Origin of the sequence: Rhodoferax sediminis (assembly GCF_006970865.1) — a bacterium.
GTDB lineage: Bacteria > Pseudomonadota > Gammaproteobacteria > Burkholderiales > Burkholderiaceae_C > Rhodoferax_A > Rhodoferax_A sediminis.
Genome location: NZ_CP035503.1, coordinates 1,080,239 through 1,104,789 on the forward strand (window position 1 = coordinate 1,080,239; position 24,551 = coordinate 1,104,789).

Sequence of the window (24,551 nt, forward strand, 5' to 3'; positions counted from 1 at the left end):
CGCCCGTCCGTCAGCGAGAAGTGGCATCGGGCGTCGGAATCGGCCTACTGGGGAGCCATTGTTGGATATCGCACAGACCGGAGGTTTCCTTTTCCTTTACGGTAGGACCCTTGTAATGCTTTGCCGTCCTGGAGACCTTATGCAAACTGCCCTGATGCCCCGTTCCATTTCATCGCCAGAGACGTTCCTGGCCCGACGTGCGCCCGACGCAGCCAACGGTCCGCATCAATGCACCCCGCAGGGGCAGGCCGACCAACAGTTTGTCGCCATGCTCAACGCTTATCGAGGCAGCGGCGGGATCGGCCGGACCGAGGAGGTCTTGAAGATGCTCAAATATTACGATGAAAGCCCGGTCACAAAGCTCGCAGACTGGATCCTCAAGAGAAAAGTGATCTGCTTCGAGTGGCGATCGCAAACATGGCTCCCCTGGTTTCAGTTCCACCACGCCGACATGCGTCCGCAACCGGACCTGGCGCCGGTGTTCGCGGAGTTGGCGCCCGTCTTTGACCCGTGGGAGCTGGCGAACTGGTTTGCGCAGCCCAATCCATGGCTTTCGGATTGCACGCCTGCCGATACGCTGCACGTCAATCCACCGGGGGTTCTGCATGCCGCACGTGCCGACCGGTTCGTGGCCGCCGGATAAGGCTGGCGCGGAACTTCTTCCTACATCCGGTCCAACGAACGTCCGACAGCGCACGCCGGTGCAGGGCGTCATGATTTCCCCATTCAACTGATGGAGCTCAACATGAATATCCCTCTTGCCGCAACTGCAGATGAACTCAGGCGGGGACGCGCCGTACCTGGCGTCTACCCGGCCCTGGCTCAATCCCCGCGACCACCCGCCAGCGCGGTGTCGTGGGGAGCCATTCTTGCAGGTGCCGCCGCTGCCGCAGCCCTGTCGCTGATCCTGTTGATCCTGGGGACCGGTTTGGGCTTGTCTTCAGTGTCACCCTGGGCGCACGACGGCACCAGTGCGACGACCTTCGGTGCTTCGACCATCGCATGGCTGACCTTCACGCAACTCGCGGCGTCCGCCATGGGGGGCTACCTGGCGGGCAGGCTCAGGACCAAGTGGGTCGCGGTGCATACGGACGAGGTCTATTTCCGTGACACTGCGCACGGCTTTTTAGCTTGGGCCATTTCCGCGCTCGCCACCGCCGCGCTGCTCACCTCGGTGATTGGCTCCATCGTCGGCACCGGTGCGCGCGCGGGAGCCTCGATGGCCGGGACTGCCGCCACCGGTCTGACCGCGGCCACTACAGGCGCAGGCGGCGCTGCGATGGGCGGGTCGGACAATGACCACGGGCCGACGCAATACCTCGTCAATTCCCTGTTCCGCAGGGACGCGAACGCGGCGGCAGCGCCAACTGCCATGACGGGCACATCGCCCACAGGGGCCGTGCAACCGGCGGGTGAAATGCCGATGTCGGCAATGCCGGCGAGACCCGAGTCTGCGCCACCCACGGCCGAAGTGGCCGGCATCTTCATGAACAGCCTTCGCACCGGAGCGTTGCCGCAAGAAGACAGCCGCTATGTGGCGCAGGTGGTCGCGCAGCGCACCGGCCTGACGCAGCAGGATGCGCTAAAGCGCGTCAACGATACCTATGCACGGATGCAGCTGAAGATGAACGATGCGCAGATGGCCGCAAAAGACGCTGCGGCCAAGGCGCGCAAGGCTTCCGCCTATGCGGCGCTGTGGCTCTTCGTCTCGCTGCTCATTGGCGCTTTTGCCGCCAGCCTGGCGGCCACCTATGGCGGGCGCCGGCGCGACCTGTGACGCCGCATTCAACCACTTCAACCAGGAGATTTTTATGCGCTCACTTCTGCTGCTTTTTCTCGGCATTCCCATTCCCATCATCATTTTGATTGCGCTATTCGTGCACTAGCGCGCTTGCGTTTCACCAACCCTGCAGGAAAGACCACCATGACAACTGCGACAACTGCGACAACTGCGACAAAGAGGACGACAGAACGGCCACCCACGAAAAAGCCTCAAGATGCCACGGCCCTGCTGCGTGCGGACCATGAGGCGGTGGGCCAGCTGTTCGACGACTACGAGAAGACACGCTCGGCGGCCCGCAAGAAGGAGATCGTTGCCAAGATTTGCACCGAGCTCGGCGTGCATGCACAAATCGAAGAAGAAATCTTCTACCCCGCCGTCAAACTGGCGCTGAAGGACAAGGAACTGGTTCCCGAAGCCACGGTCGAGCACGCCACCCTGAAAGCCCTGGTTGCCCAGGTCGAGGGTGTGGAGCCCGAGGGCGAGATGTTCGAGGCCAGGATCCAGGTCCTGTGCGAGTACGTCAAGCATCACGTCAAGGAAGAACAGGAACAGATGTTCCCGAAGGCGAAGTCCAGCAACCTGGATCTGCAGGCACTCGGTGCCAAGCTGGCCGAGCGCAAGGCCCAGTTGCTGGCGCAGCGGGACTGACATCATGACAAGGCGGACGAAATCGGCGCCGTCGCTCGATGGCGCCGGCTCTGTTTTGAGTACCATCTCCGGGCCTTCCAACGCCAAACCCCCAGGCAGCCTTGGCATGGAGCCCGCGCGCAATCACCTGCTGGTAAAGGTCATTGCGGAGCATGCGCTGTCGGCGCAAATACCCGATAACCCGATCAAGGCGGGCGAGTATGGCAATGCATCGCGTATACCGCAGCTGGGCATCACCGCCAAGCCGTCGACGCCGTCGGCCACTGCCAGCACGGCCAGCGAAATCAACGCGTCGCCCAAGGTCGGGGCCGGTGAGCCGACTTTCGGTGTCAACTCGACCGCCGGCTCCCTGGACCAGGTGCGCGCCGATGCAAGCGGACAGGCACTGACGACCGATCAAGGTGTGTTGCTGGCGGACAACCAGAATTCGCTGAAGGTCGGAATGCGCGGGCCGGTCTTGCTGGAAGACTTCGTTCTGCGTGAAAAGATCACGCACTTCGATCACGAGCGCATTCCGGAGCGCGTGGTGCATGCGCGCGGCTCGGCCGCGCACGGCTATTTCGAATGCTATGCGGCGCTGACCGACATGACCAAGGCTGCGCCTTTCGCCGAAGCAGGCAAGCGCACACCGGTGTTTGTGCGCTTCTCGACGGTCATAGGAGAGCGCGGATCGACCGATCTGGCACGCGACCCGCGAGGTTTTGCGGTCCAGTTCTACACCGACCAGGGCAACTGGGACGTGGTCGGCCTCAACATGCCGGTATTTTTCATCCAGGACGCGATGAAGTTTCCCGACCTGGTGCACGCGGCCAAGCCAGAGCCGCATCAAGGGATGCCGCAAGCCGCCACTGCCCACGATACGTTTTGGGACTTCGCGTCGCTGATGCCGGAGATCACCCACATGCTGATGTGGGTCATGTCGGACCGGGCCATCCCGCGCAGTTACCGCACCATGCAGGGCTTTGGTGTGCATACGTTTCGGCTCGTGAATGCGGCGGGCGAGTCGGTCTTTTGCAAGTTTCATTGGGAGCCGCTGGCGGGCACCCACTCGGTGGTGTGGGACGAGGCAGTCAAAATCAGCGGCGCCGATCCAGACTTTCATCGGCGCGATCTATGGGAAGCAATCGAATCGGGCGCCTATCCGCAATGGGAACTCGGTTTGCAGGTTTTCACGGAAGAAGAGGCAGACGGTTTTGCCTTCGACGTACTCGATCCGACCAAGCTGGTACCTGAAGAATTGGTGCCGGTTCGCACGGTGGGCGTTTGGTGCTCGATCGCAACCCGGACAACGTCTTCGCAGAAACCGAGCAGGTCGCGTTCTGCACCGCGAATATCGTTTCCGGCATCGACTTCAGCAACGACCCCTTGCTTCAGGGGCGCAATTTTTCTTATCTGGATACGCAAATCAGCCGGCTCGGCGGTGCGAATTTTCACGAACTGCCGATCAATGCCTCGTTGGTGCCGGTTCAAAACAACCAGCGCGATGGCATGCATCGGCAGTCCATCGCTCGCGGCAGGGTCAGTTACGAACCCAACTCGCTTGCAGGCGGTTGTCCGTTCCAGGCCGGCACGCGCGGCGGCTTCACCTCGTTTCCCCAATGGCTGGCCGACGACAAGGTTCGTGGCAAAGCCGAATTGTTCGCCGACCACTATTCGCAGGCGCGTCTGTTCTGGATCAGCCAGAGCGCGCCCGAGCAGGCGCATATCGTGGCCGCGTTTCGTTTCGAGCTGACGCGGGTGCAGACTCCGGCGATCCGTGTGCGTATGGTGTCGATGCTGGTCAATGTCCACCCCGATCTGGCCGCCCGCGTGGCCTTGGGACTAGGGATCGAGGTACCCCCCGCCATGGCGCTGGCGTCCGACTTGCCGATCCCGAAATACGCGCCCTCGCCGGCGCTGTCCTTGCTGTTCCGAGGGGGGCGGATGGATGGTCGGCGCGTGGCGGTGCTGGTGGCGGACGGTGTGGATGGCGCCATGGTGCAGACGGTCTACGCATCGCTGTTGGGCGACGGCACGGTGCCACGCCTGGTCGGCAGCCGTCTCGGCAAGATCGCGACCAATGACCGCACGACCCTGGACGTCGAGATATCCCTCGAGGCCGCGCCGTCCGTACTGTACGACGCCGTGCTGGTGGCCGACGGCGCAGGTGCCGTGCAGCACTTGATGCAGGACGCGCATGCGCTTGAATTTGTGCGCGACCAGTACCGGCATTGCAAGCCTATTTGCCTCATGGGCGGTGCCGTTGCGCTTTTGGAGAAGGCCGGCATTCCCGCCACCCTGCCGGATGGGAGCATTGATGCCGCGCTGGTGATCGGCAGCGACGCTGACGGCCTGTCGCTGGCGGATACGTTGGCGGCGTTCAAGGCCGCGCTCGCCGGTCCTCGCGCGTTCGAGCGCGAAACCGACCCCCCGCGCGTATAGCTTACTTATGGAAGGAATCATCATGTCAACAAACCCATGGAGTCCGAAGCGCGAGCGCCAGTACGCACACATCAAGGAAAGCCTGTTTAAGCCCGGCAAGGGAGCGCAACTCGCCGGGGAGATTGCGGCCCGCACCGTCAACAAGGAGCGGGCGCAGCATGGCGAGGCAGAGCAGGCGAACGCGTCGTCACTCAACGACGTGCCGGCCGGCCGGCGCGGCGGCCGGCACTCGCATCTGGGTGCGGGCGGACGTACATTGGTGCAGCTTCGCAATGAGGCTAGGCAACGCGGTGTGAAAGGTCGCTCCAGGACGAGCGAAGCGCAGCCGGAGCAGCCATTGAACGCTCCGCGCCGTATCAATGCCCGAACGGCCGTGAACGTTGCCGCCGCGAGCGAAAGGCCGACAACGCGGGCTGCAATTTGAAACATCCTGCGCCCCGCGTGCGTACGCTGACGTACATACCGCGCGGCCTGAAAAGTCTATCTTCACTACAAGGCGCCGATCACTGAGCACGACGCCTTGGGTATCTATCAACCTGAGTTATTTATTGGAGATTCATATGAACTACGAAGAGCGCGACACCTATGGCATGTACAAAACCAACCCCAGCGGTAGCTCCGGGTCCGAGGTACGGCAAGGCCCCGGTCCCACGCTGCTGGGGGCCGACACACTGATTGGCAATGACGTCTATAACCAGCAAGACGAGGACCTCGGGGGCATCAAGGAAATCATGTTGGACACGCGCACCGGCAGAGTAGGTTACGCGGTCCTGTCCTTCGGTGGTTTCCTGGGAATGGGCGAGAAACTTTTCGCTGTGCCGTGGAACGCATTGACGCTGGATAGCGAGAACAAGCGCTTTGTATTGAACGTGGACAAGGATCGCCTCAAGAACGCGCCGGGGTTTGACAAAGACTCATGGCCCGATATGGCAGACAAGACCTGGGCCGATGACATTCATGCTTACTACGGCACGAAGCCGTATGCGGACGATATGCACGCGTAGGTTTTTTTCGGAAGCCTCAGCAGAAAGACCACATACGCTGGTTAACAGCTCTTCCAGGCACTTAAGCGATGCCCTTCGCCCATTTCAACCCATCTCAAAGGAACACCCATGAGTACCGATAACCCTCTGGAACAACCCAACGTGTTTGCAAACCGCACCGCCCAGTCGGCAGACCAGGCCATCAAGGCGACGCAGCGCGTGGCCAATGACGCTCTGAACACCCTGGCTGGCAGCGTTGAGGACATGCGTCAGCAAGCTACACCGCTGCTCAACCGTGCGACCCAGCAGGTCAATACATTGGCACAGCAGGGGATGGATACCGTTCGCGACACGTCCCAACAGCTTCGTGAGCAGGCGATACGCGCGGCGGACAGTACGGTGAGCTACGTCAAGGAGGAGCCCGTCAAGGCGATGTTGATCGCGGCTGCCACTGGCGCGGCGTTAATGGCGCTGGTCAGCCTGATGAGTCGTTCACGGGATCGCGGCTAGAGGCGCTGGCGTCGTCGCAATGACCATCATGATCCATCCCCTGCTCCATCTGGTGGCGACCCAGCCGCATTTGCTGGCTGAGCACGCACAGGCTTATGCCGAGCTGGTTGCCGCCGAAATCGGTGCCGTCTCGACAAGATGGAGGCGGCGCGCGCTGCTGGGGATGGTGGGCTTGTGCTGCCTGGTGGCGGCTATGGCTCTTGCCGGCATGGCGTGGATGTTGTGGGCCGTCGTTCCGATTGCCCAGATGCCCGCTCCGTGGGTCCTCATTGTTGCGCCGCTGGTGCCCGTTATCGTTGCGGCGGGGTGCCTGCTGGCCGCGCGTGGAGGCGACGATGACGGCACTTTCGATTCCTTGCGCCATCAACTGAAGGACGACATGGCGATGTTGCGCGAAGTGAGCGTTTTATGAGCACTGTGCAGGCGGCATCTGCACGGCTGGCGGCGTCGCGCGCGCGCCTGCACCAGGCAATGCAGGAAGTTTTGGCGCCTCCGCTTTCGCGCTCGGGGCGAGGCGGCCACGGGTCGGGCAACGCCCGGCTGGACCGCCTGAAATCAATTCCGGGTATCGGCGCCGTGGTCGACGCGCTCGGCAGCTGGTTGTCACGTCATCCTCTGCGGTTTGCCGGCATCGCGGCCGTGAACACGGCCAATGCCATGGTGCAGCCGATCGCACAGCGCAATCCCTGGGGCCTGGTGTTGGGCGCGTTGGTGGCGGGGGGCTGTTTGCCTGGAGTCGCCCGTGGCGCTGGATCCTCAAGCCGGCCCTGTTTCTAGGGCTGGTGCCGCAAGTCGTGACCAAGGTGATCACCCGCATGCCTTCTGGCTTGTGGATGGCGTTGTGGAGTGCATGTGCGCAGGAGCAGCATGTGCCGCACCGCGCCCTGGCAGCGCGAAGGGTGGCCGATGCAACGGGCACCGCACTTGACACAGCCAAGCCCAAAGCACACCTTCAATCCAACTTTTAAAAAGCAGGCCCAGGCAGAAAATCGCATACGTTGGTTGATCTCCTACACGCGTGTGCGAGATACCCTGATACCGCGTCGCCCCGCTCCCTCCTATATTTGAAATTGTGGATGGCCATGAACAAACTCAACATCAACGCGAACGCACTCGCGCGCGGCCTGGCAATCGGTGCCAGCGCGATGCGGCAACAAGGCGGCCAACACCAAGGCGAGCTTTCATCTGTAGACGGCCCAGTGAGCCGCGCATCGCAGAGTCAAAACCTTGTGTTTCGACTCTCCCATCGGCCGATCAATACCCCGATTTCCCACTTCGAAAGGATTCCCCCATGAACCATATGATGCTAATTTCAGCGGTAATCGCCACCCTGAGCCTGGGTGCCTGCGATAAGCAGCCCACGGTAGTCAATGTCCCTGCAGCCCCGGTTGCAGTGCCCGGTCCCGCGGGTCCACCGGGCGCGACCGGCGCAGCCGGCGATCAGGGCAGTCCAGGCAGTAAGGGCGACACGGGTAAAACCGGCGATACAACGGCGGTGATCGTGATGCCGCCGGCCTCAGCGCCAGCGAACTGAGTCCCGCCTTCCTCACGTCAAAGGAGAGCGCCATGTTAGGCACCATACTGTTGATCGTTCTGATCGTGCTGCTGATAGGTGCCATTCCAAGCTGGCCGCACAGCAGAAGCTGGGGTTACGGCCCCAGCGGCGGGCTGGGGCTGGTGGTGATCATCGTGATCGTGCTGCTGTTGACGGGACGGCTTTGACCCCTCGTTTGCGCCTTGCGGCGGCATTGGCAGGCGCGGCAGTGCTGGCACTCGCCGCCTGCGGCGAGGTGGCCCGGCTACCGGTGTCGGCCGGCACGGGCCCCGCGCCCACGCTGCCGGCGCCGCAGCGCACCCTGATTCCAACCGTGCACATTGCGCCTGCCGTTGGCTGGCCGCCAGGGGTGACCCCGCTGGCGGCGCCCGGTACGCATGTGGCCGCATTCGCTCGCGGCCTGGATCATCCACGCTGGCTGTATGTCCTGCCGAACGGCGATGTGCTGGTGGCGGAAACGAATGCCCCGCCCAAGCCCGACGACGCCAAGGGCATCAGGGGCTGGCTGATGGGTCTGGTGATGAAGCGTGCGGGCGCCGGTGTGCCCAGCGCCAATCGCATTACATTGCTGCGCGACACCCATGGCGACGGGGTCGCAGACCTGCGCACGGTGCTGCTGGAGGGTTTGAACTCCCCTTTCGGCATGGCGCTGGTGGGTAACGACCTCTATGTGGCCGACTCGGACGCAGTGCTCCGGTTTCCCTACGCCACGGGCGATACGCGCATCACGGCGGCCGGCACGCAGGTGGTGCAGCTGCCGGCCGGCCCCATCAACCATCACTGGACCAAGAACCTGATCGCGACGCCGGACGGCAGAACGCTCTACGTGACGGTCGGCTCGAACAGCAACGTGGCCGAACGCGGCATGGAGGTGGAGGCGCAGCGTGCGGCAATCTGGCAAGTGGATATTCAAAGCGGCGCTCACCGCGTCTTTGCTTCGGGTCTGCGCAATCCGGTAGGCCTGGCCTGGGAGCCTTCCAGCGGCGCATTGTGGACCGCGGTGAATGAGCGCGACGAGATCGGTAGCGACCTGGTTCCCGACTACATGACCTCGGTGCGCGATGGCGGCTTCTATGGCTGGCCCTACAGCTACTTCGGCCAGCATGTCGATGCGCGTGCACAGCCGCAGCGGCCCGACCTGGTGGCCCGCGCCATCGCGCCCGACTATGCGCTGGGGCCGCACACCGCCTCGCTGGGTCTGGCCTCTTCCGTTGGCACCCAGCTACCGGCGCCGTTTGCCAATGGCATGTTCGTCGGCCAGCATGGATCGTGGAATCGCTGGCCGCACAGTGGCTACAAGGTGGTCTTCGTGCCATTTGAAGGCGGCAGGCCAGCGGGCGCGCCCGTCGATGTACTGACCGGTTTCGTGAGCGCGGCGGGCGATGCCTATGGCCGGCCGGTCGGCGTGGCGCTCGACAGGCAGGGCGCGTTGCTGGTGGCCGATGATGTGGGCAACGTGGTGTGGCGGGTGACGGCTCAGCGCCAGCACGCGGAATCGGGCAATGCGAGAGTCGAATGATTCTGAGGACGGTTTGGAAAATCCAGCGCAAAGATCCTTGCTGGGCGGTCTTGGCGCGGGACTGATCACCGGCGCCGCCGACGACGATCCAGGTGGCATCGCCACCTATTCCCAGGTCGGCGCCGCTTACGGGTACGGTACGCTGTGGACAGTCATCCTCGCACTGCCATTGATGATCGGTATCCAGACGATATGCGCGCGCATCGGGCGTGTCACCGGGAAGGGTCTGGCCGCCAATATCCGTTCGCAGTGCCCGTTCGCGTTGGCAATCGGCTTCGTTTTCCTGCTATTTGTGGCCAATATCATCAACCTGTCGGCGGACATCGGCGCCATGGGGGCGGCCATGAAATTGCTGATTGGCGGGCCGGCGTTTGCCTATGCCGCCGGCTTCGCGGTGGTGTCGGTGCTGCTGCAGGTATTCATCCCGTTCGATTCGTATTCCCCGCTGCTCAAGGTCATGACATTCAGCTTGTTTGCCTATGTCGGCACGGTCCTGGTCATCCATGTACCCTGGCTCGACGTGGCCAGAGGCACGTTCATGCCGGCTGTCGATTTCAATGCCAAATATGCGGTCGCCGTCGTTGCCGTATTCGGCACGACGATCAGCCCGTATCTGTTTTTCTGGCAGGCCTCGCAAGAGGCGAACGAGGTGCGTATCACACCCCGGCGCAAGCCGCTCAGGCGGGCATCGGACCAGGGTCCGGATGCGCTGAGGCGAATCAACGTGGACACCATTACCGGGATGCTGTTTTCCGAAGTTGTCGCGTTCTTCATCATCCTGACTGCGGCGGTCGTGTTGCACGCCAATGGCAAGACCGATATCCAAACCTCGTCCGATGCGGCCGCCGCATTGCTTCCTATCGCAGGCAAGTTTGCGTTCTGGCTCTTTGCCGCCGGCATTATCGGCACCGGGCTGCTCGCGTTGCCGGTGTTGGCCGGTTCGTGTGCCTACGCACTGGGCGAGACCTTCCGCTGGAAAACCGGCCTCGAGGCCAAGCCGCACAAGGCCAAACTGTTCTACGCCACCATCGCGCTGGCGACGTTGATTGGCATGGGGCTGAGTTTCTCGCCGATGGACCCGATCAAGATGCTGTTCTGGAGCGCGGTCATCAATGGCGTGATTGCCGTGCCGCTCATGCTGGTGATCATGTTTCTGGCGAGCCGGCGCAAGGTGATGGGCAAGTTTTCCATCCCGCTGCGACTGAAGCTGGTCGGCTGGATGGCCACCCTGGTGATGGCCGCTGCAGCGATCGTGATGTTTGTCACCTGGGGCGACTGACGCCGGACGCACTCCCGGCGACCCTGGACCTTAATCAACATGGACTTAAGTGCGCCAGCGAACAGATTTACCGCAAGGATCGTCGGATCATTTGTCCTTTCCTTCATCCTGAAGAAAGGACATTTCATGAAAATCAAAATCGCAACAGCCTGTTTGCTCGTTGGTACCGTGCTGGCTCCTTTTGCGGCCTATGCCGTCGATTCAGACTCGAATCGTGGGCACCCGATGACGTTCGTCAAGGACTCAATAATCACCACCAAAGTCAAGGCCGGGTTGGCCAATGAAAAAATGCGCAGCTTGGCGCATATCAGGGTCGATACAGACCGCGACGGCGTGGTCTTTTTGAGCGGTGAAGCCGAAACCCAGGCAGCAGCGGATAAAGCCGTGTCAATAGCGCGCGGGACCGAAGGCGTTGTTTCGGTAAAGAGCAGTATTCGAATCAGGAAGGATGATTAGGGTTCTGGTTCACGAGGGTCATGCTTGAGCAACCCGGCCCGGTCCCAACGAAACTGGGGCCGGTCTTTTATTGAGGTTTTCTAAAACGCGCAAGTTCACTGTGCAGCCATTGGTTGCTCGTCATGATGGCGCCGCCTGTGCACCTTACCTTATACGGCTGACTACTGAAACTGCTTTTTGTGGCTGCTCTTTCAATAAACTCTTCGGTAGTATTGACAAGGTTTCGTGAGACCAAGTATTCATATTTGTCGCGCAAATGTGCCTGCGCCTCTCCCGCACCGTGCCAGGTGCCGTTGCGGTAAAACTCGCACCCGGAGCGCTCGATGTCACCCAGAAGAAACCCAATTTCCGTTTGCACATTTTTTGGGGGCTCCGCACGCGCGGCGGGTAGCCCCATAAGTCCCAGAATCAATCCCGAACCCAGCAGCATCCGCCGTGTACTCATAGTTCCCTATCCATGGGCAGCAGCGACAGCAGGTTGACCTTGGCTCTCTGCCATTCACTGCGGGCCGGTTCCGTGTCGTACTCAACGAGTTTGCCGTCTTCCTGCGTATGCCACACCAGACCAGACGGCGCGCCTCTTGCATCGTTCTGGCGCAAAGTCAGCCTGTATGAATTGGCGGGCTGCACCATGGCTTCGAAACGCGCCGCAATCTGCTGAGCCAGGACGGGGCTGTCAATGATCAAGCCGATCTCGGTGTTCAGATGCATCGATCGCTGATCAAAATTCATTGAGCCGACGAACAACCTCTGGCGGTCAACCACGAAAAGTTTTGCGTGCAATGAATAGTTTCCGTAGCGCGACATTTTCCGCGTTTCACCGCTGCCTTTGGTGTTTCCCAAAAGCGAGCGAATCTCATAGAGCTCCACGCCATCTTCCAGCAGCGGCGCCCTGTAGTGCATGTAGCCGGACTGCGCCAGCAATACCGTCGCGGCTTCCAGTGAGCTGGTGAGGAGGCGAACACGTACATTGTGTTCGCGCAAGTCTTTGAACATCTTCATGCCCTCCTTGCCTGGTATCAGGTAGGGCGTAATCATCAGTAACTCGGATTGCGCCGCGCCAACCGCCTGGGCCACCGCCCGCTGCATCAGTCTGCCGACCATGGCGCCGCTTTCCACTTGCTTCTTGTCGGGACTGTCGCAGACCACCTGGGCAGGTGCCCAAATCAGCGGCAGACGGCCGGAGATCATCCCCTCGAACGGCTCGCCGGTCGCAACCCGTTTCACATAGTCAACGCCGTCCACTTTCAACTCCTGGCGCTGCCCGTCCAGCACGTCGCGATGCTCGTTCAAGGCGGCATGGGACGCCTTTGGACCTGAAAGGGCCTGCACCGGAATCGCCAACGCGCTGTTCCAGTACTCGTCAAAGGTCTTTGACAATGTTTGGGCGATGGGACCTGCGGCAAAGACGTCATCGTCTGCGAATTGGGAATTCGGGTCAATCTGGAAGTATTGATCCCCTATATTGCGGCCGCCTATGAGCGCGATGGCATTGTCCACCACGAGCAATTTGTTATGCATCCTGTAGTCGAGCCGCGAAGCGTTGAACATGAATTCGGTAGCTCGAATCAGCGTAATGTGTCCCCTGTATGCAAACGGGTTGAAGATACGAATCTCGATTGAGGGATGCGCTTCAAGCACGGTCAGTTGGTCGTCGCCAGTCAGCGTTTCGCCATCGTCAACCAGCACCCGCACACGCACCCCGCGATCGGCCGCATGCATCACCGCGTCGGTGAGCAGGCGGCCGGTTTCGTCCCCGCGAAAAATGAAATATTGAAGGTCGAGCGTTCGCTGTGCGGCATTGATCATCTGCATTCGAATCAGAAACCCATCTGCGCCAGCCGAAACGAATCGAAACCCGGAGTTGCCACCATGTTCGCGTGCCGCACTTTCAAACTGTTGGCCAAGCCGGGTTTCTTGCGGATGGGTCAATGCCGAGGAGGCGGCTTTTGGGAAATCGGAGCCTGGCGGAAGTGAGGCGCATCCGCCGAGAATGGCGACGCTCAGCACGACCAGGCAAACGTGGAGCCGGCCGATCATCACCCCGCACCACCGAGGTTTTGCCATGGTTTTAGCCTTCATTTTGTGAGTACCCCAATGCACCAGGCGTGCTGCCGAATTATCGGTGCAGCCAGAGGCAGTAGCTCGTCTCGTTGACCCTCGACTTGCGCCGGGCGCCGTTGGAATCTGTGCCGAATTTCGTATTGTGTCTGTGTGCTACCGCACAAGATGGGAGGCGCGGGGCCTCGCGGAGCCCGCTTTTTGGCGGCCTTTGTTGGATACCGTACAGACCGATAGCCTCCTCGCCTCGTATGGTAGGGCTCCCGTAGTGTCCCCAATCGTCCTGGAAGCCTCATGCAAACTGTTCTGATGTCCCGATCCATTTCATCGCCGGAAATGGCACTGGCCGGATATGCGCCCGATGCAGCGTACTGGCCACATCCATGCACCCCGGAGAGTCACGCCGACCATCAGTTCGTGGCGATGCTCAACGGCTATCGAGGCAGCGGCGGACTCGCCCGGGCCGACGAGGTCTTGAAGGTGCTCAAACGTCACAGCGAGGCCCACGTCGCAAGGCTCGCACGCTGGATTGTCAAAAGAAAAGTGATCTGCTTCGAGTGGCGTTCACAGACATGGCTTCCCTGGTTCCAGTTCGACCGCTTCGACACGACGCCGCAACCGGAGCTGGGGCCGGTGTTCACGGAGTTGACCCCCATCTTTGACCCGTGGGAGCTGGCGAACTGGTTTGCGCAGCCGAACCCGTGGCTTGCGGATTGCACGCCGGTCGAGACGCTACGGGTCGACCCAGCTGCGGTGCTGCAAGCAGCGCGTGCCGACCATTTCATTGCGGCCGGATAAGGCAGGCGCAGGAGTTTGTCGAGCATCTATGTCACCGAACTGAGCACACCGTTCATCGCGTCGAGGAGGAAATCATGAGCCTGGGAGTCATATTATTGGTCGTTCTGGTCGTGCTGCTGATCGGTGCAATTTCGAGCTGGCCGCACAGCAGGGGCTGGGGCTGGTCCTGATCATCGTCGTCATGCTGCTGTTGATGGGACGGCTTTGACGGCTCAAGGTTTGGATGTTCGTTACCGCACAGACAAAGGGTTGTTCATTTTGCTATACGAGAAATACAAGGCGATATGGTGAACCGCGTACACGGGTCGCGGCGCCCAGCAGTGGGTGCAGCGTTTGCATCCCTTATTTCAGCGAGAGCTTCGGCATGATTGAATCGGTGCCCACACAGGGTAACAACTTGGCGCATACGGTATCGGGAAGGCCGAGTTCCGCCACGTCTGTGTGCGCACCATTGGATATCTCGGTCGAGGAGTGGGATATTTTGTTTTGCGCGGTCGAGGAACGACTCAGACGGATGGTCGATGAACGCCATACCGCCGCAACTCATCCGCGGCTGTACGGCTCGAGGGGGTCGGTCCAGGAAACCGTGCTGGAGTGTGTAGCTGCCCTGGACCAGCTGCACGCAGCACTGGCGCATGAACGTGAGCGGTACCATCGGTCGGAACCGGACGTGCTGGAGGTACAAGCTGCCTGGTGCCAGACCCATGTCGAGTCGGATGATGCACACTGCAGGAAGTAATTTTGCTCGCGGGCTGGTCCGTATCGGCACTTCCCGCAACTAACGGGTTTCAACAATGTGAAAGGAAATAAAAGAATGTTTCGAGCGATTTTGACGGCCGCCCTTGCCTTGACATTGTTTTGCGCATGTCTGCTCGGCCTGTCGCAACTCGCTTTGGCCGTGCTGGGGCGGCCACTTTCAGCGGCTGAGCTGGTTGCAGCAGCGCTCGTGCTGGTCGCCATAGCCATCGTCGTCTTGCTTCGCCGAAAAAGGCGCACTCAAAGAGAATACCTGAACATGCAGGACTCGGCCCTCTGGTAGGCGGGCTCCCTGGCGGGACGGCACATCGGACGGCAGTCAGCTCCACTCTTTTTTGATCACGGCGTAGCACTCACACGCCCGGCTTTCCAGGCCGACCCGGTCCAGCACGGCAATGTGGCCACGGCGGTAGCGAATCAAACCGCCGCGCTGCAGCTTCCCGGCGGCCTCCGTAATGCCTTCCCGGCGCACGCCGAGCATATTGGCGATCAATTCCTGCGTTACCACCAGTTCGTGCGAGGGGACTCGATCAAGGGCCGCCATCAGCCAGCGGCACAACTGCTGTTCGATTGAATGGTGCCGGTTGCATGCCGCGGTTTGACCCATCTGTGTCATCAGCGCCTGGGTGTAGCGCAGCAGCAAGCGCTGCAGCGAACCCCCGCGATTGAATTCCTGCAACAGCTTGTGGCGCTCCAGCCGATAGGCATGGCCCGCGATGCCCGCCACAGCCGAGCTGGGCGTGGTGTTCCCTCCCATGAATAGAGAAATACCCACCATGCCTTCATTGCCTACCCCCGCAGCTTCGGCCGATGCACCGGAGGCCAGGACATAGTGCAGCGACATAATGGCGGTGGTCGGGAAGTACGCATGCTGCAACTGTTCGTCGGGCTCGTAAAGCATGGCGCCCAGCGACAACGAAACCAGTTCCAGATGCGCTGCCAGACTGTCGAATTCCGCCGTCGGCAGAGCGGCCAGAAGGTGGTTCTGCTTTGGACTATGGAGCGATGACATGGTGGCGGCTTCGTTGATCCTTCTACTTCCTTGGGGTGGTTTCCACGCCGATTCCGCGGTAACCGGTGAAGCGGCAGGATTGGTTGAAGATCGGCTCCCCGCTGACCCGAAACTGCTGCTCAGAGCCATCCGCGTTGACGCGGCTAAAAGCGAAATCCAGAAATGGCTCCCGGGCCGCAATCTTGGACTGAAGTTTCTTTCGCTCTACCTCGTTCCAGCCGCTAGACTTGTCGTCCGTTGTCTTGCCCATGAGGGCTGTGGCCTCGATTCCCAGTGTCTCAAAAACCGGGCCACACACCGTGGTGAAATCCCCGGTCGCGTTCTGCTCCCAGTACCAGTCGGAGGCGAGTTCGGTCAGGGCACGAAAGCGGGCCTCACTTTCGCGCAGTTCGGCTGTGCGTTCCTGCACCGTTTGTTCCAGCAACTGGTTGTAATTCTCAAGTACTTTGTATAACAGCCGCACTTCCAGCATGTTGTGGATGCGCGTCTTGACTTCCACCAGATCAAATGGCTTGCTGATGAAGTCCTTGGCGCCGGCCTGCAACGCGCGCAGCTTGTACCCAGGTTCGGCAGTTAGCACGATGACTGGAAGGTAACGGTCCGTCGCATTTTTTTTGAGACCCTCCATCACCTGGAAGCCATCCATGCCGGGCATCTTGAGATCGAGCAAAATCAGGTCATACGCGTTTTTCTTGTGCAGGGCGCAAACCTCCTCGGGATGGATCGTCGACGCAATGTGGGTATAGCCGGCATCACCGAGTAATTGCTCAAGCAACTGCACGTTGGAAACCTGGTCGTCAACGATCAGAATGCTGGCGTTGAGAATATCGGTTGTGTTAATCATTTCAATTTCCTCGCGATTGGCTCGTACTAACTTCATCGTGCGCAATGCGCACAATTTCCCGGGCGATATCTTCCGGCGACAGGACAAAATCGATGCAGCCGCTGGCAATGGCACTCTGCGGCATGTCGGGCTGATTCGCCGTGCTGAGTTTTTGTGCGATGGTGATGCCGCCCACCTCCTTGATGCCGCACAGGGCGGCGGCCCCATCGCCGTCATAGCCGGAGACAATCACGGCAATCAGCTTGCCATCCCAGCAATCGGTGAGGGAGCGCAAAAAAACGGTGATGACATCAGGCCAGCCCCGAGGCTTCGATATGGGCTTTAGCAGAAACACGCCGTCGCCGACATGCAAATCCCGATTGGCAGGGATGATAAATACATGGTCGGGCTCGACCACCAATCTTTCGGTGATGAGCTCAACCGGCATAGCTGTGAAGCGGGGAAGAACTTCATGCAGTTGGGTCGGCATGATGGTGATGTGGTTCACGATCACGATCGCCACCCCCATGTCTGCTGGAAGATTTTGCAATAGCCGGATATAGGCGTCCAGGCCACCGGCCGAGCCGCCCACGCAAACAATAGGGAAGTTTTTCATTGAAGCTGCCTGTCTTTGGCGGCGCGAACAGATTGCGTTTTCGCAAACTCCAGCGCCTCGTCCATCGTAGCCATAAATGCGTCGATCCTGATGGGTTTTGTGAGGTACCTGAAGAATCCCGCTTCCAGACCTTTGTCTATATCGCGGGGGAGGGCATCGGCACTCAGGGCAAGCACCGGAATGTGGGCCGTTGCAAGGTCCTTGCGCAAGAGTTTCAACACCTCGACGCCGCTGATGTCAGGCAGGTTGATGTCCATCAAGATGATATCGGGCAGCGCAGCACGGGCAATCTCGACCCCCCTGTTGCCATCCCTTGCAGATAGTAAGCGCATATCGGGGCGACGCTCAACCAGACTCTCCACCAACATCAGGTTGGCCGGGTTGTCCTCGACATAGAGCAGTGTGCGCAACGGCGCATTTGCTTGAGGCTGCACCAGCGCCTGGGGCGCATCAGTGGCCTGGGAAGCCTGCCTTCTTGTCGTCAGGTCCATTTCGATCCAGAACGTACTACCCTTGCCGACAGTACTTTCCACGCCAATGATGCCTCCCATCATTTCGACCAGCCGCTTGGCCATCACCAGTCCTATGCCGGTTCCCTCTTCAGCGAGTGCATCGCGCCCGAGGCGGTTGAATGGCTCAAAAAGGTGCCGGATATTCTCCTGGCTCAAACCTTCGCCGGCGTCTTCCACACAAATCCGGATGCGCTCGGGTGAAACCTGGGTGCAAGTCACATTCACCGTTCCTCCCACCCTGTTGTATTTAATCGCATTGGACAAAAGATTGACAAGTATCTGCTTCATCCGCGTGCGGTCAGCATTGACAAAGTAGGGCAGCTCCGGAGAAGGAAATGTCAGGGTAATACCGCGTTGGTTCGCTTGCGGTTCGATCATGGTCGCGCATTCCTGCATGAGCCCGGCCAGCGACGTGGTTTCTCTCGACAGCGACAACTTGCCGGACTCGACCAGCGCCAGGTCAAGGATTCCGTTGACGAGTTCCAGCAAGTACCAGCCGGCGTGAAGAATTTGATCGACGCTGCGCTTTTGCGGGGCTGTGGGCGCCGGGGTACCCGATTCAATAAGCTGGGCAAAGCCGAGGATGGCGTTGAGCGGCGTGCGCAGCTCGTGGCTCATGCCGGAAAGGAAATCCGATTTCGCGCGATTGGCTTTTTCTGCAGCGGCCATCGCGATCTTCAGCTCCAATTCGAGCTGTTTGCGCTCGGTGATGTCGTAAAAACAATTGACGGCTCCCGTGACCTCTCCGTGCTGGTTCTTCAGCGGTCTGATATTCACGACCACAGTCACCCGCGAGCCGCCGGACCGCTCGATGAGCACTTCCGTGTCATGAACTTCCGATATTTTCCCGCTCACCACCTCGGCCATGGGGCACTGATCGTGGGGCATAAAAGTTCCGTCCGGATGAAACAACTTGAGCGAGCCACAAAACCGCGCGTCGGTATCGGTTGGCGCTGGCCTGCGGCCCCACAATTCCGCAGCTTTGCGATTGAATTTGTGAATCACGCCTTGGGTATCAATGGAATAGACGGCCACGGGCACCAACTCGAACAAGGTGCGATACTGTTCCTCGCTCTCCTGTATCGCAGCCTCCATCAGTTTGCGGTTGCTGACGTCGCTCAGGACGACGCGCGTCACGTGCGCGCCGTCGGCATCCTGCGCGGCGCTGGCCGCCAGTTGCACCCAGCACGGGCTGCCGCCGTCATTCACCATTCGCAACTCGCATCTTTGCGCTTCACCGGTCGTAAGCTGTTTGCGACACAGGTAGTAAATATCCTGGTCCGCTTTGAAGATAAACCGGCTGAACCGCTGCCCAACAAGTTCTCCTCTGCCCATCCCCAGCAGCGTGGCGGCGGCGAAATTGGCTTCCAGAATCAGCCCTGGCTCGCTGACGGTGCAGTAACCCACCGGGGCGAGGTCATAGAGATCAAAATATCGTGCCTTGGCGGTGTCCAGTTGCAATTGCGCCTGCCGGAGTTCTTCGTTTTGCATCTCCAGTTCGATTTGATGCACCTGCAGTTCATGAAGCGTTTGCCGCATGTCGCCTGGCGACAGCTTCTCCGGATTTCTTGACGCCAGGGGCGTTTTTTTGCGGGCTATCTCTTCAGCACGCTCGCGCAAAGCCTGCGCCGAAATGGCCACAGGCTTGCCGTTGCCACTCGTTTTATTCGGGGCTTGCATTGCGCGCCTCCACCGCCTGGGTGATTTTTGGTGCCAGCGTTCGCTCTGTGGTGGCAATGGCATACATTTGGCCCGATTCGTTGACCAATGCGGTGGATGTCAACGAGATATCCTTGATGCTGCCGTCCTTGGCGATCCGTTGGGTTTGGTAGGGCTCCAGCGTTTCAGAGTGGCTGAGTCGATGCATGCTGGCCAGGGATTCTTGCTGCAATGCAGCCGGAATCCGGCTGCGCACGTTCATTTTCAGGGCCTCAGTCTCGGTCCAGCCGTACATGCGCACCGCGCCGGGGTTCCAGGCAATGATGCGGCCATCGAGGTCCTGCACGGTAATGGCGTCAAACGCATCGCGCACCACCACGGCCAGGCGCGCGAGTTCATTGGCCGCGCGCAGCGCTTCGCGGGCGCGAACCATCTCCGTGATTTCGACAAAGGTGATGACTGCGCCTTCAATGACATTGTCAAGTGTGCGGTAGGGCAGAATGCGCAAGGTATAGGACTTGCCTTCCGTCGTCATGACATCTATTTCCTTGGGGAGCAGCGTTTTCAGCACGCTTTGCGAATCTGCCACCAGGTTGTCGTAGCCGACCAGGTTGGACGCAAGGTGTGCGATGGGCCGGCCCACGTCGCTCTGGATCAGGTGAATGATCGGCGTCGCCGCGGGGGTAAAGCGCAGGATGCGCAGATCGTGGTCGACAAAGACGGTACCAATGCCGGTGCCCGCCAGCAAGTTGTTCATGTCGTTATTGGCCCGCGACAGATCCGTCACCTTGGTTTGCAGCTCGGTATTCACGGTGGCCAGTTCTTCGTTGATGGATTGCAATTCTTCCTTGGAGGTCTCCAGCTCCTCGTTGGTGGACTGCAGCTCTTCGTTGACCGACTGCAATTCTTCGTTGGACGACTTGAGCTCTTCATTGGATGTCTCCAGCTCCTCATTCGCGGCATGAAGGTGTTCCTCCTGGGTCCGGATCTCTTCATTGAGCTCCGCAATCTGCGCGCCGGCATCCTTGTCGGCGATGAAGGGCAGTACGGCCTGCGGCCCCTCGTGAGCATCCGGTGCAGGTGCTTCTTCCAGAATGACCAGGAACAGGGACGACTCCAGTGCAGTGGCAACACCCTGCGTCAGCGGGCAGACGGTGAGGTTGACCAGCGTGAAGTGGCCGTTGGTTTTAACGCGCAGGCCCGGCGTGCGCACGCGCTCGTTGGTGATGGCCGCCTTGTGCAGGGCCGTGGTCAAATCTCGCCGCAATCCTTCGCGCGACATTTTCAGGATGTTGTTGATGCCCGCGTCGCCCGCGGCCGGCTCCAGGAACATGCCGGTGCGGCCATGCAGGTAAAGGATGTCACCCTGGTCATTGACCAGCGCGCCGGCCGGGCTGACCTGTTGCAACAGGGCTTGCTCGGTCAGTTCGCGCAGGGACGGCTTCCTCGTGGGGAGTGTCGTTGGCCCGGCCATCAGCGCCCGCACGCCATTCCTGGCCGTCGCGGGCTGCAGGTGCGACAGAACGCGACTAATTGCGGTGCGCTTCGGGCCCTGGAAATCCTCTTTGCTCTGATACACCTTGGCCTTGCGATCCAGCACGGCGAACAGGCCACTCAATTCACCCACGGTTTCCGATGTGCCCAAAAAAAGCATACCGCCAGGCATCAAGGCGTAGTGAAAAAGGGCAATCAGTTTCTTTTGCAAGTCGGTGCCCATATAGATCAGGACGTTGCGGCAACTGATCAGGTCCAGTTTTGAAAACGGCGGGTCCTTGATCAGGTCATGCTCGGAAAAAACCAGCATGTCGCGAAGACCTTTGCGCACGCGGTAAGCGCTGCCATCGGACTCGGCGGTAAAAAAGCGCGCCAATCGCGCAGGCGAAATATCACCGGCAATGTTGGCGGGATAAATACCGGCACGGGCTGTGGCAATGGCACGGCTGTCGATGTCGGTGGCGAAGAGCTGCACCTTGTAGCTTTGCCGAAGCAGATCGAGGCGCTCCTGCAGCAGGATGGCGATGGAATAGGCCTCTTCGCCGGTGGAACACCCGGCTGACCATACCCGAATCACCGCGCCGGCGGTCTTGCCGTCAAAAAGTTTGGGAATGACCTGCTTTTCAAGCACCTCGAAGGCTTCGGGGTCACGGAAAAAATTGGTCACCCCGATCAGCAGGTCGCGAAACAGCTCTTGTGCTTCGAGGGGCGTTTGCTGCAGGTACTTGACGTAACTGTCGATTGAATCGACCTGGTGAACCGCCATGCGCCGCTCGATGCGGCGGTAGATGGTGCTGGTCTTGTAATGGGAAAAATCGTGTCCGGTCTGGGTGTGCAGCAAGATGAAGATCTTTTTCAGCGCATTCTCGTTTTGAGGCGCCGCGACAGTGGCAACCCGGGGGGGCTTGCCAAATGCATGGCCAACGTAAGCCAGCAGTTGCACCGCCATCTCGGCCGGGGGGAGCTCGTAGTCCACCAGACCGGTGGCCACGGCACTGCGCGGCATGCCATCAAACTCGCAGGAGTCGGGATTCTGCACCATGACCATGCCACCTTCACCCTTGATGGCCCGCACGCCCAGGGTGCCGTCGCTGCCGGTGCCCGACAGCACAATGCCGATGGCCCGCTCGTGCTGGTCCTGCGCCAGCGAGCGAAACAGGAAATCAATCGGCAGCCGGTGGCCGCGCGGCGCCGAGGGTTCGAGCAACTGCAGCGTGCCGTTCAAAAACGCCATGTCGCGGTTGGGCGGAATGATGTAGACACAGTTCACTTGCACGGCCATGCCGTCCTGCACCTCGAAGACTTTCATGCGCGTGGTGCGCTGCACAAGTTCAGTGAGGATGCTGGTGTGGTCGGGCGCCAGATGTTGCACCAGGACAAAGGCCATGCCTGGATCGGAGTCGGCTGGCATACCGGAAAAGAAAGCCTCAATGGCCGCCAGCCCACCGGCCGAGGCGCCGATACCGACAATGGGAAAATCCGCGGCGGCAAGTTCGACGGGGGGCTGCGCCTCGCTGCTCTTGCCGCTTTCAGGCGCCGGATGCTCGGGCGCGCTGCCCTTTTGCGTTGTCGTCATGCTCACCCTCAATGCAACAAGAAATCTATTGGGTAATCCCAAAGGTTCAGTGTAGCCCTTATGGGTGCATCTGCCGGAGCGCGCTACCGAAAATATAGCTACCAGTGAAGAACCCATAAGGCCCATGACGTGTTTTAACCTAAGATTTTGGTCCTCACGGGCAATGCGCAAGCGAAGGCATCGCGCTATTTACGATTGATGTCGGTCTCCATCTTCACGCCGTCCGACCAGTACCCGGCTTGCCCGTAATGTTCGTGCAGACCTCGTTCCTGTGTGCGATTGAGATCCATCGCTGCGTCGTAGGCCGGAGCGTCTTTCACGGCCTGGCGGGTCAGATTGACCGAGACGGTGCCGTCGACCCAGTTCAAGTCCTTGATCCATGGCGGCGCGATGAGCACCTTGTGCCCCAGCCACCAGTTGCTCGTGTCCACAACCAGGTAACGGATGGCCCAGGTTTCCTCGTCCATGAGCAGCCCCCAGACGTGGCCGATGTCGCCGTCGCTTGCATGGATGTGATAGCCGACCACGGCATTGCAGCTGCGCAGGTGAGGGTCGTCATCGCGCTGGCGCGATTCCTGCGAGCGTGCATATGCGTTGTCTTCCTCGGCGCGTTCGGCAGCGGGTGAGCCGTAGCCCTCGTAGCCGGGAAGTATCTCGTTCGGGTACATGCCGGCCCCCCACAACCCGCCGCCGCCCCAGTAGTACTGGAAGCCGTAGTAGGCGAGGTGGTCCATTTCGTGCTGCCGCGAAACCGGCTTTTGGGTATCGATGGCCGGACTGTCCTTGACCTGAGCTTTCGTGATCGAGACGGAAAAATTCTTTTTGATCCAGTCTGGCTGGTTGATGACGATCGGTGAAATCAGCACGCTGCGATTGGCGAGCCAGGTACCCGTGTCGACCACGAGGTAGCGCACGACCCACGTCTGGTCGTCGAAATAGAAGTCCTTCACCTGGCCGACCGTGCCGTCGGTCGCACCGATGGCGTAGTCTTCCAGGGATTTCATGCTGCGCAACATAATGGTTCTCCTTCAAAAGTATCGAACGTCTTCGCGAGCCCGGTAAAAATGAAATGGCCGCACCGAAGCACTGGTAAAGGGTAGACGTGATGTACGGCTCGCGTCTGTTCGCTTGCGCACACGGCACGAACTATGTCGCCAGTTCCGCAGGCAGCAAGCGGTCATACTCGTTTTTGACTACTTCGTAACACTCGCAACTGCGTTTTTCCAGCCCCTTGCGATCCAGCACCTTGATGCGGCCGCGCGCGTAGCTGATCAGCCCCGCCTTTTGCACCTTGAGCGCGGCCTCTGTCACGCCTTCGCGACGCACGCCGAGCATGTTGGCAATCAATTCCTGCGTCATCACGAGTTCATTGCCTGGCAGACGATCCAGGCTCAACAATAGCCAGCGACACAGTTGCTCGTCCAGAGAATGGTGCCGGTTACAGACCGCCGTCTGTGCCATTTGCGTGATCAGCGCCTGGGTATAGCGCAGCAGCAAACGCGCCACCGGCCCGGATTGATCAAACTCGTCTTTCATGATCTGTGCTTTCAGCCGAAAGCCCTTGCCTGCGCTTTGCACCACGGCACGGCTGGGTGTGGAATTTCCCCCCATGAACAGGGAGATGCCGACAATGCCCTCGTTGCCGACCACGGCGATTTCGGCGGAATCACCATTTTTCATCACGTACAGCAGCGAAACGATGGCGGAGGTCGGAAAGTACACGAAGTGCTCGGTTTTGCCTGACTCGTACAGCACCTGACCCAGTGGCAGGTTGATCAATTCAAGTTGTGGCAACCAATGCTTCAACACGGTGTCCGGCAACGCGCCCAGCAGGCGATTCAGTTTTATCTCGTGCGAATGGGCCATCGCGGATCCCCGGTGTGGGGCTGCCGGTGCAGCGCTGGCCCGAGTCTTCGTTGCGGGGGGAGGGACAGGCATCGCGAACCTTAGGGATGAGCCTAGCTCCAGTGATTGCCGCAGTGACACCCTTGAATAGACTTTGTCCCGAATGTAGAAGGCTGACGCCATCTTGTATGTGCGATAGCCAACATGTTGTTATGGCGCCAGCTGGCGGCGTCCGCTTCGGCGTG

The 24,551-nt window shown here is 60.2% G+C and carries 25 protein-coding genes and 1 pseudogene; 17 read left to right on the top strand and 9 right to left on the bottom strand.

Annotated elements, in window-relative coordinates:
* Positions 1–139 precede the first annotated feature (139 nt).
* From EUB48_RS05205 to EUB48_RS05275, 14 genes and pseudogenes are all read left to right on the top strand, one after another.
* Positions 140–643 carry a hypothetical protein gene (locus tag EUB48_RS05205; RefSeq protein WP_142817925.1) on the top strand — a complete coding sequence of 168 codons (504 nt, stop codon included), beginning with the start codon at positions 140–142 and terminating at the stop codon, positions 641–643.
* Positions 644–745: 102 nt separating this feature from the next.
* On the top strand, positions 746–1,777 hold the full coding sequence (locus tag EUB48_RS05210) for a hypothetical protein (protein WP_142817926.1): 1,032 nt from the start codon (positions 746–748) through the stop codon (positions 1,775–1,777).
* A 147-nt stretch (positions 1,778–1,924) separates the two neighbouring features.
* Positions 1,925–2,431 carry a hemerythrin domain-containing protein gene (locus EUB48_RS05215; protein ID WP_142817927.1) on the top strand — a complete coding sequence of 169 codons (507 nt, stop codon included), beginning with the start codon at positions 1,925–1,927 and terminating at the stop codon, positions 2,429–2,431.
* A 4-nt stretch (positions 2,432–2,435) separates the two neighbouring features.
* Positions 2,436–4,852, top strand: a pseudogene (locus tag EUB48_RS05220) (catalase).
* A gap of 7 nt (positions 4,853–4,859) precedes the next feature.
* Entirely contained in the window at positions 4,860–5,276 is a 417-nt protein-coding gene (locus tag EUB48_RS05225) for a plasmid stabilization protein (protein ID WP_338052423.1), read from the top strand.
* Between the two features lie 136 nt (positions 5,277–5,412).
* Positions 5,413–5,856, top strand: a complete 444-nt coding sequence (locus EUB48_RS05230; protein WP_142817928.1) for a PRC-barrel domain-containing protein — start codon at positions 5,413–5,415, stop codon at positions 5,854–5,856.
* Between the two features lie 108 nt (positions 5,857–5,964).
* The gene (locus EUB48_RS05235; RefSeq protein WP_142817929.1) at positions 5,965–6,345 is read left to right on the top strand and encodes a hypothetical protein; all 381 of its coding nucleotides are present in this window, start codon (positions 5,965–5,967) and stop codon (positions 6,343–6,345) included.
* Between the two features lie 19 nt (positions 6,346–6,364).
* The gene (locus tag EUB48_RS05240; RefSeq protein WP_142817930.1) at positions 6,365–6,757 is read left to right on the top strand and encodes a hypothetical protein; all 393 of its coding nucleotides are present in this window, start codon (positions 6,365–6,367) and stop codon (positions 6,755–6,757) included.
* Complete coding sequence (locus EUB48_RS05245; protein ID WP_142817931.1) at positions 6,754–7,122, top strand: hypothetical protein; 369 nt, start codon at positions 6,754–6,756, stop codon at positions 7,120–7,122. Before EUB48_RS05240 ends, EUB48_RS05245 begins: the two co-directional genes overlap by 4 nt.
* A gap of 305 nt (positions 7,123–7,427) precedes the next feature.
* Complete coding sequence (locus EUB48_RS05250; RefSeq protein ID WP_142817932.1) at positions 7,428–7,640, top strand: hypothetical protein; 213 nt, start codon at positions 7,428–7,430, stop codon at positions 7,638–7,640.
* A 271-nt stretch (positions 7,641–7,911) separates the two neighbouring features.
* Entirely contained in the window at positions 7,912–8,067 is a 156-nt protein-coding gene (locus tag EUB48_RS05260; RefSeq protein ID WP_142817934.1) for a DUF3309 family protein, read from the top strand.
* Entirely contained in the window at positions 8,064–9,419 is a 1,356-nt protein-coding gene (locus EUB48_RS05265) for a PQQ-dependent sugar dehydrogenase (RefSeq protein WP_210411694.1), read from the top strand. Before EUB48_RS05260 ends, EUB48_RS05265 begins: the two co-directional genes overlap by 4 nt.
* Positions 9,403–10,698, top strand: a complete 1,296-nt coding sequence (locus EUB48_RS05270; protein WP_142817935.1) for an NRAMP family divalent metal transporter — start codon at positions 9,403–9,405, stop codon at positions 10,696–10,698. The genes EUB48_RS05265 and EUB48_RS05270 overlap by 17 nt, the downstream gene beginning before the upstream one ends.
* Before the next feature lie 126 nt (positions 10,699–10,824).
* Positions 10,825–11,154, top strand: a complete 330-nt coding sequence (locus EUB48_RS05275; protein WP_142817936.1) for a BON domain-containing protein — start codon at positions 10,825–10,827, stop codon at positions 11,152–11,154.
* A 67-nt stretch (positions 11,155–11,221) separates the two neighbouring features.
* On the opposite strand, the gene EUB48_RS05280 is transcribed toward EUB48_RS05275, so the two are convergent.
* Positions 11,222–11,584 carry a YfeK family protein gene (locus tag EUB48_RS05280; RefSeq protein WP_142817937.1) on the bottom strand — a complete coding sequence of 121 codons (363 nt, stop codon included), beginning with the start codon at positions 11,582–11,584 and terminating at the stop codon, positions 11,222–11,224.
* Positions 11,585–11,595: 11 nt separating this feature from the next.
* Complete coding sequence (locus EUB48_RS05285) at positions 11,596–13,236, bottom strand: phospholipase D-like domain-containing protein (RefSeq protein WP_210411695.1); 1,641 nt, start codon at positions 13,234–13,236, stop codon at positions 11,596–11,598.
* A 273-nt stretch (positions 13,237–13,509) separates the two neighbouring features.
* Between EUB48_RS05285 and EUB48_RS05290 the strand changes: the two genes are divergently transcribed.
* The 3 genes from EUB48_RS05290 (at position 13,510) to EUB48_RS05300 (ending at position 15,052) form a co-directional block, all read left to right on the top strand.
* Entirely contained in the window at positions 13,510–14,013 is a 504-nt protein-coding gene (locus EUB48_RS05290; protein WP_142817938.1) for a hypothetical protein, read from the top strand.
* A gap of 74 nt (positions 14,014–14,087) precedes the next feature.
* Positions 14,088–14,183, top strand: coding sequence for a DUF3309 family protein (locus EUB48_RS05295; protein ID WP_338052424.1), 96 nt, complete (start codon positions 14,088–14,090; stop codon positions 14,181–14,183).
* 644 nt (positions 14,184–14,827) lie between these two features.
* The gene (locus tag EUB48_RS05300; RefSeq protein ID WP_142817939.1) at positions 14,828–15,052 is read left to right on the top strand and encodes a hypothetical protein; all 225 of its coding nucleotides are present in this window, start codon (positions 14,828–14,830) and stop codon (positions 15,050–15,052) included.
* A 36-nt stretch (positions 15,053–15,088) separates the two neighbouring features.
* Here the strand turns inward: EUB48_RS05300 and EUB48_RS05305 are convergent, their stop codons facing one another.
* From EUB48_RS05305 to EUB48_RS05335, 7 genes are all read right to left on the bottom strand, one after another.
* Complete coding sequence (locus EUB48_RS05305; protein ID WP_142817940.1) at positions 15,089–15,781, bottom strand: Crp/Fnr family transcriptional regulator; 693 nt, start codon at positions 15,779–15,781, stop codon at positions 15,089–15,091.
* Between the two features lie 22 nt (positions 15,782–15,803).
* Positions 15,804–16,625: a response regulator gene (locus tag EUB48_RS05310; RefSeq protein WP_142817941.1), complete on the bottom strand. Its 822-nt coding sequence runs from the start codon at positions 16,623–16,625 to the stop codon at positions 15,804–15,806.
* Position 16,626: 1 nt separating this feature from the next.
* Positions 16,627–17,220 carry a chemotaxis protein CheB gene (locus EUB48_RS05315; RefSeq protein WP_142817942.1) on the bottom strand — a complete coding sequence of 198 codons (594 nt, stop codon included), beginning with the start codon at positions 17,218–17,220 and terminating at the stop codon, positions 16,627–16,629.
* Entirely contained in the window at positions 17,217–19,412 is a 2,196-nt protein-coding gene (locus EUB48_RS05320; RefSeq protein ID WP_168226703.1) for a hybrid sensor histidine kinase/response regulator, read from the bottom strand. Before EUB48_RS05320 ends, EUB48_RS05315 begins: the two co-directional genes overlap by 4 nt.
* Positions 19,396–22,461 (bottom strand): chemotaxis protein CheB, encoded by a 3,066-nt coding sequence (locus EUB48_RS05325; protein ID WP_142817944.1) that lies wholly within the window; start codon positions 22,459–22,461, stop codon positions 19,396–19,398. Before EUB48_RS05325 ends, EUB48_RS05320 begins: the two co-directional genes overlap by 17 nt.
* A gap of 185 nt (positions 22,462–22,646) precedes the next feature.
* Positions 22,647–23,465: a PRC-barrel domain-containing protein gene (locus EUB48_RS05330; RefSeq protein ID WP_244618339.1), complete on the bottom strand. Its 819-nt coding sequence runs from the start codon at positions 23,463–23,465 to the stop codon at positions 22,647–22,649.
* Between the two features lie 142 nt (positions 23,466–23,607).
* On the bottom strand, positions 23,608–24,327 hold the full coding sequence (locus tag EUB48_RS05335; RefSeq protein WP_210411743.1) for a Crp/Fnr family transcriptional regulator: 720 nt from the start codon (positions 24,325–24,327) through the stop codon (positions 23,608–23,610).
* Positions 24,328–24,551 lie beyond the last annotated feature (224 nt).

What these genes read in the sequence shown, in the direction of transcription:
- EUB48_RS05300 (WP_142817939.1), top strand. Translation starts at nt 14,828, where the DNA reads ATGTTTCGAGCGATTTTGACGGCCGCCCTTGCCTTGACATTGTTTTGC.
- EUB48_RS05210 (WP_142817926.1), top strand. Translation starts at nt 746, where the DNA reads ATGAATATCCCTCTTGCCGCAACTGCAGATGAACTCAGGCGGGGACGC.
- EUB48_RS05260 (WP_142817934.1), top strand. Translation starts at nt 7,912, where the DNA reads ATGTTAGGCACCATACTGTTGATCGTTCTGATCGTGCTGCTGATAGGT.
- EUB48_RS05330 (WP_244618339.1), bottom strand. Translation starts at nt 23,465, where the DNA reads ATGAAATCCCTGGAAGACTACGCCATCGGTGCGACCGACGGCACGGTC.
- EUB48_RS05305 (WP_142817940.1), bottom strand. Translation starts at nt 15,781, where the DNA reads ATGTCATCGCTCCATAGTCCAAAGCAGAACCACCTTCTGGCCGCTCTG.
- EUB48_RS05270 (WP_142817935.1), top strand. Translation starts at nt 9,403, where the DNA reads ATGCGAGAGTCGAATGATTCTGAGGACGGTTTGGAAAATCCAGCGCAA.
- EUB48_RS05225 (WP_338052423.1), top strand. Translation starts at nt 4,860, where the DNA reads ATGGAAGGAATCATCATGTCAACAAACCCATGGAGTCCGAAGCGCGAG.
- EUB48_RS05280 (WP_142817937.1), bottom strand. Translation starts at nt 11,584, where the DNA reads ATGCTGCTGGGTTCGGGATTGATTCTGGGACTTATGGGGCTACCCGCC.
- EUB48_RS05240 (WP_142817930.1), top strand. Translation starts at nt 6,365, where the DNA reads ATGACCATCATGATCCATCCCCTGCTCCATCTGGTGGCGACCCAGCCG.
- EUB48_RS05295 (WP_338052424.1), top strand. Translation starts at nt 14,088, where the DNA reads ATGAGCCTGGGAGTCATATTATTGGTCGTTCTGGTCGTGCTGCTGATC.
- EUB48_RS05275 (WP_142817936.1), top strand. Translation starts at nt 10,825, where the DNA reads ATGAAAATCAAAATCGCAACAGCCTGTTTGCTCGTTGGTACCGTGCTG.
- EUB48_RS05325 (WP_142817944.1), bottom strand. Translation starts at nt 22,461, where the DNA reads ATGACGACAACGCAAAAGGGCAGCGCGCCCGAGCATCCGGCGCCTGAA.
- EUB48_RS05250 (WP_142817932.1), top strand. Translation starts at nt 7,428, where the DNA reads ATGAACAAACTCAACATCAACGCGAACGCACTCGCGCGCGGCCTGGCA.
- EUB48_RS05245 (WP_142817931.1), top strand. Translation starts at nt 6,754, where the DNA reads ATGAGCACTGTGCAGGCGGCATCTGCACGGCTGGCGGCGTCGCGCGCG.
- EUB48_RS05290 (WP_142817938.1), top strand. Translation starts at nt 13,510, where the DNA reads ATGCAAACTGTTCTGATGTCCCGATCCATTTCATCGCCGGAAATGGCA.
- EUB48_RS05215 (WP_142817927.1), top strand. Translation starts at nt 1,925, where the DNA reads ATGACAACTGCGACAACTGCGACAACTGCGACAAAGAGGACGACAGAA.
- EUB48_RS05335 (WP_210411743.1), bottom strand. Translation starts at nt 24,327, where the DNA reads ATGGCCCATTCGCACGAGATAAAACTGAATCGCCTGCTGGGCGCGTTG.
- EUB48_RS05285 (WP_210411695.1), bottom strand. Translation starts at nt 13,236, where the DNA reads ATGAAGGCTAAAACCATGGCAAAACCTCGGTGGTGCGGGGTGATGATC.
- EUB48_RS05230 (WP_142817928.1), top strand. Translation starts at nt 5,413, where the DNA reads ATGAACTACGAAGAGCGCGACACCTATGGCATGTACAAAACCAACCCC.
- EUB48_RS05310 (WP_142817941.1), bottom strand. Translation starts at nt 16,625, where the DNA reads ATGATTAACACAACCGATATTCTCAACGCCAGCATTCTGATCGTTGAC.
- EUB48_RS05235 (WP_142817929.1), top strand. Translation starts at nt 5,965, where the DNA reads ATGAGTACCGATAACCCTCTGGAACAACCCAACGTGTTTGCAAACCGC.
- EUB48_RS05320 (WP_168226703.1), bottom strand. Translation starts at nt 19,412, where the DNA reads ATGCAAGCCCCGAATAAAACGAGTGGCAACGGCAAGCCTGTGGCCATT.
- EUB48_RS05315 (WP_142817942.1), bottom strand. Translation starts at nt 17,220, where the DNA reads ATGAAAAACTTCCCTATTGTTTGCGTGGGCGGCTCGGCCGGTGGCCTG.
- EUB48_RS05205 (WP_142817925.1), top strand. Translation starts at nt 140, where the DNA reads ATGCAAACTGCCCTGATGCCCCGTTCCATTTCATCGCCAGAGACGTTC.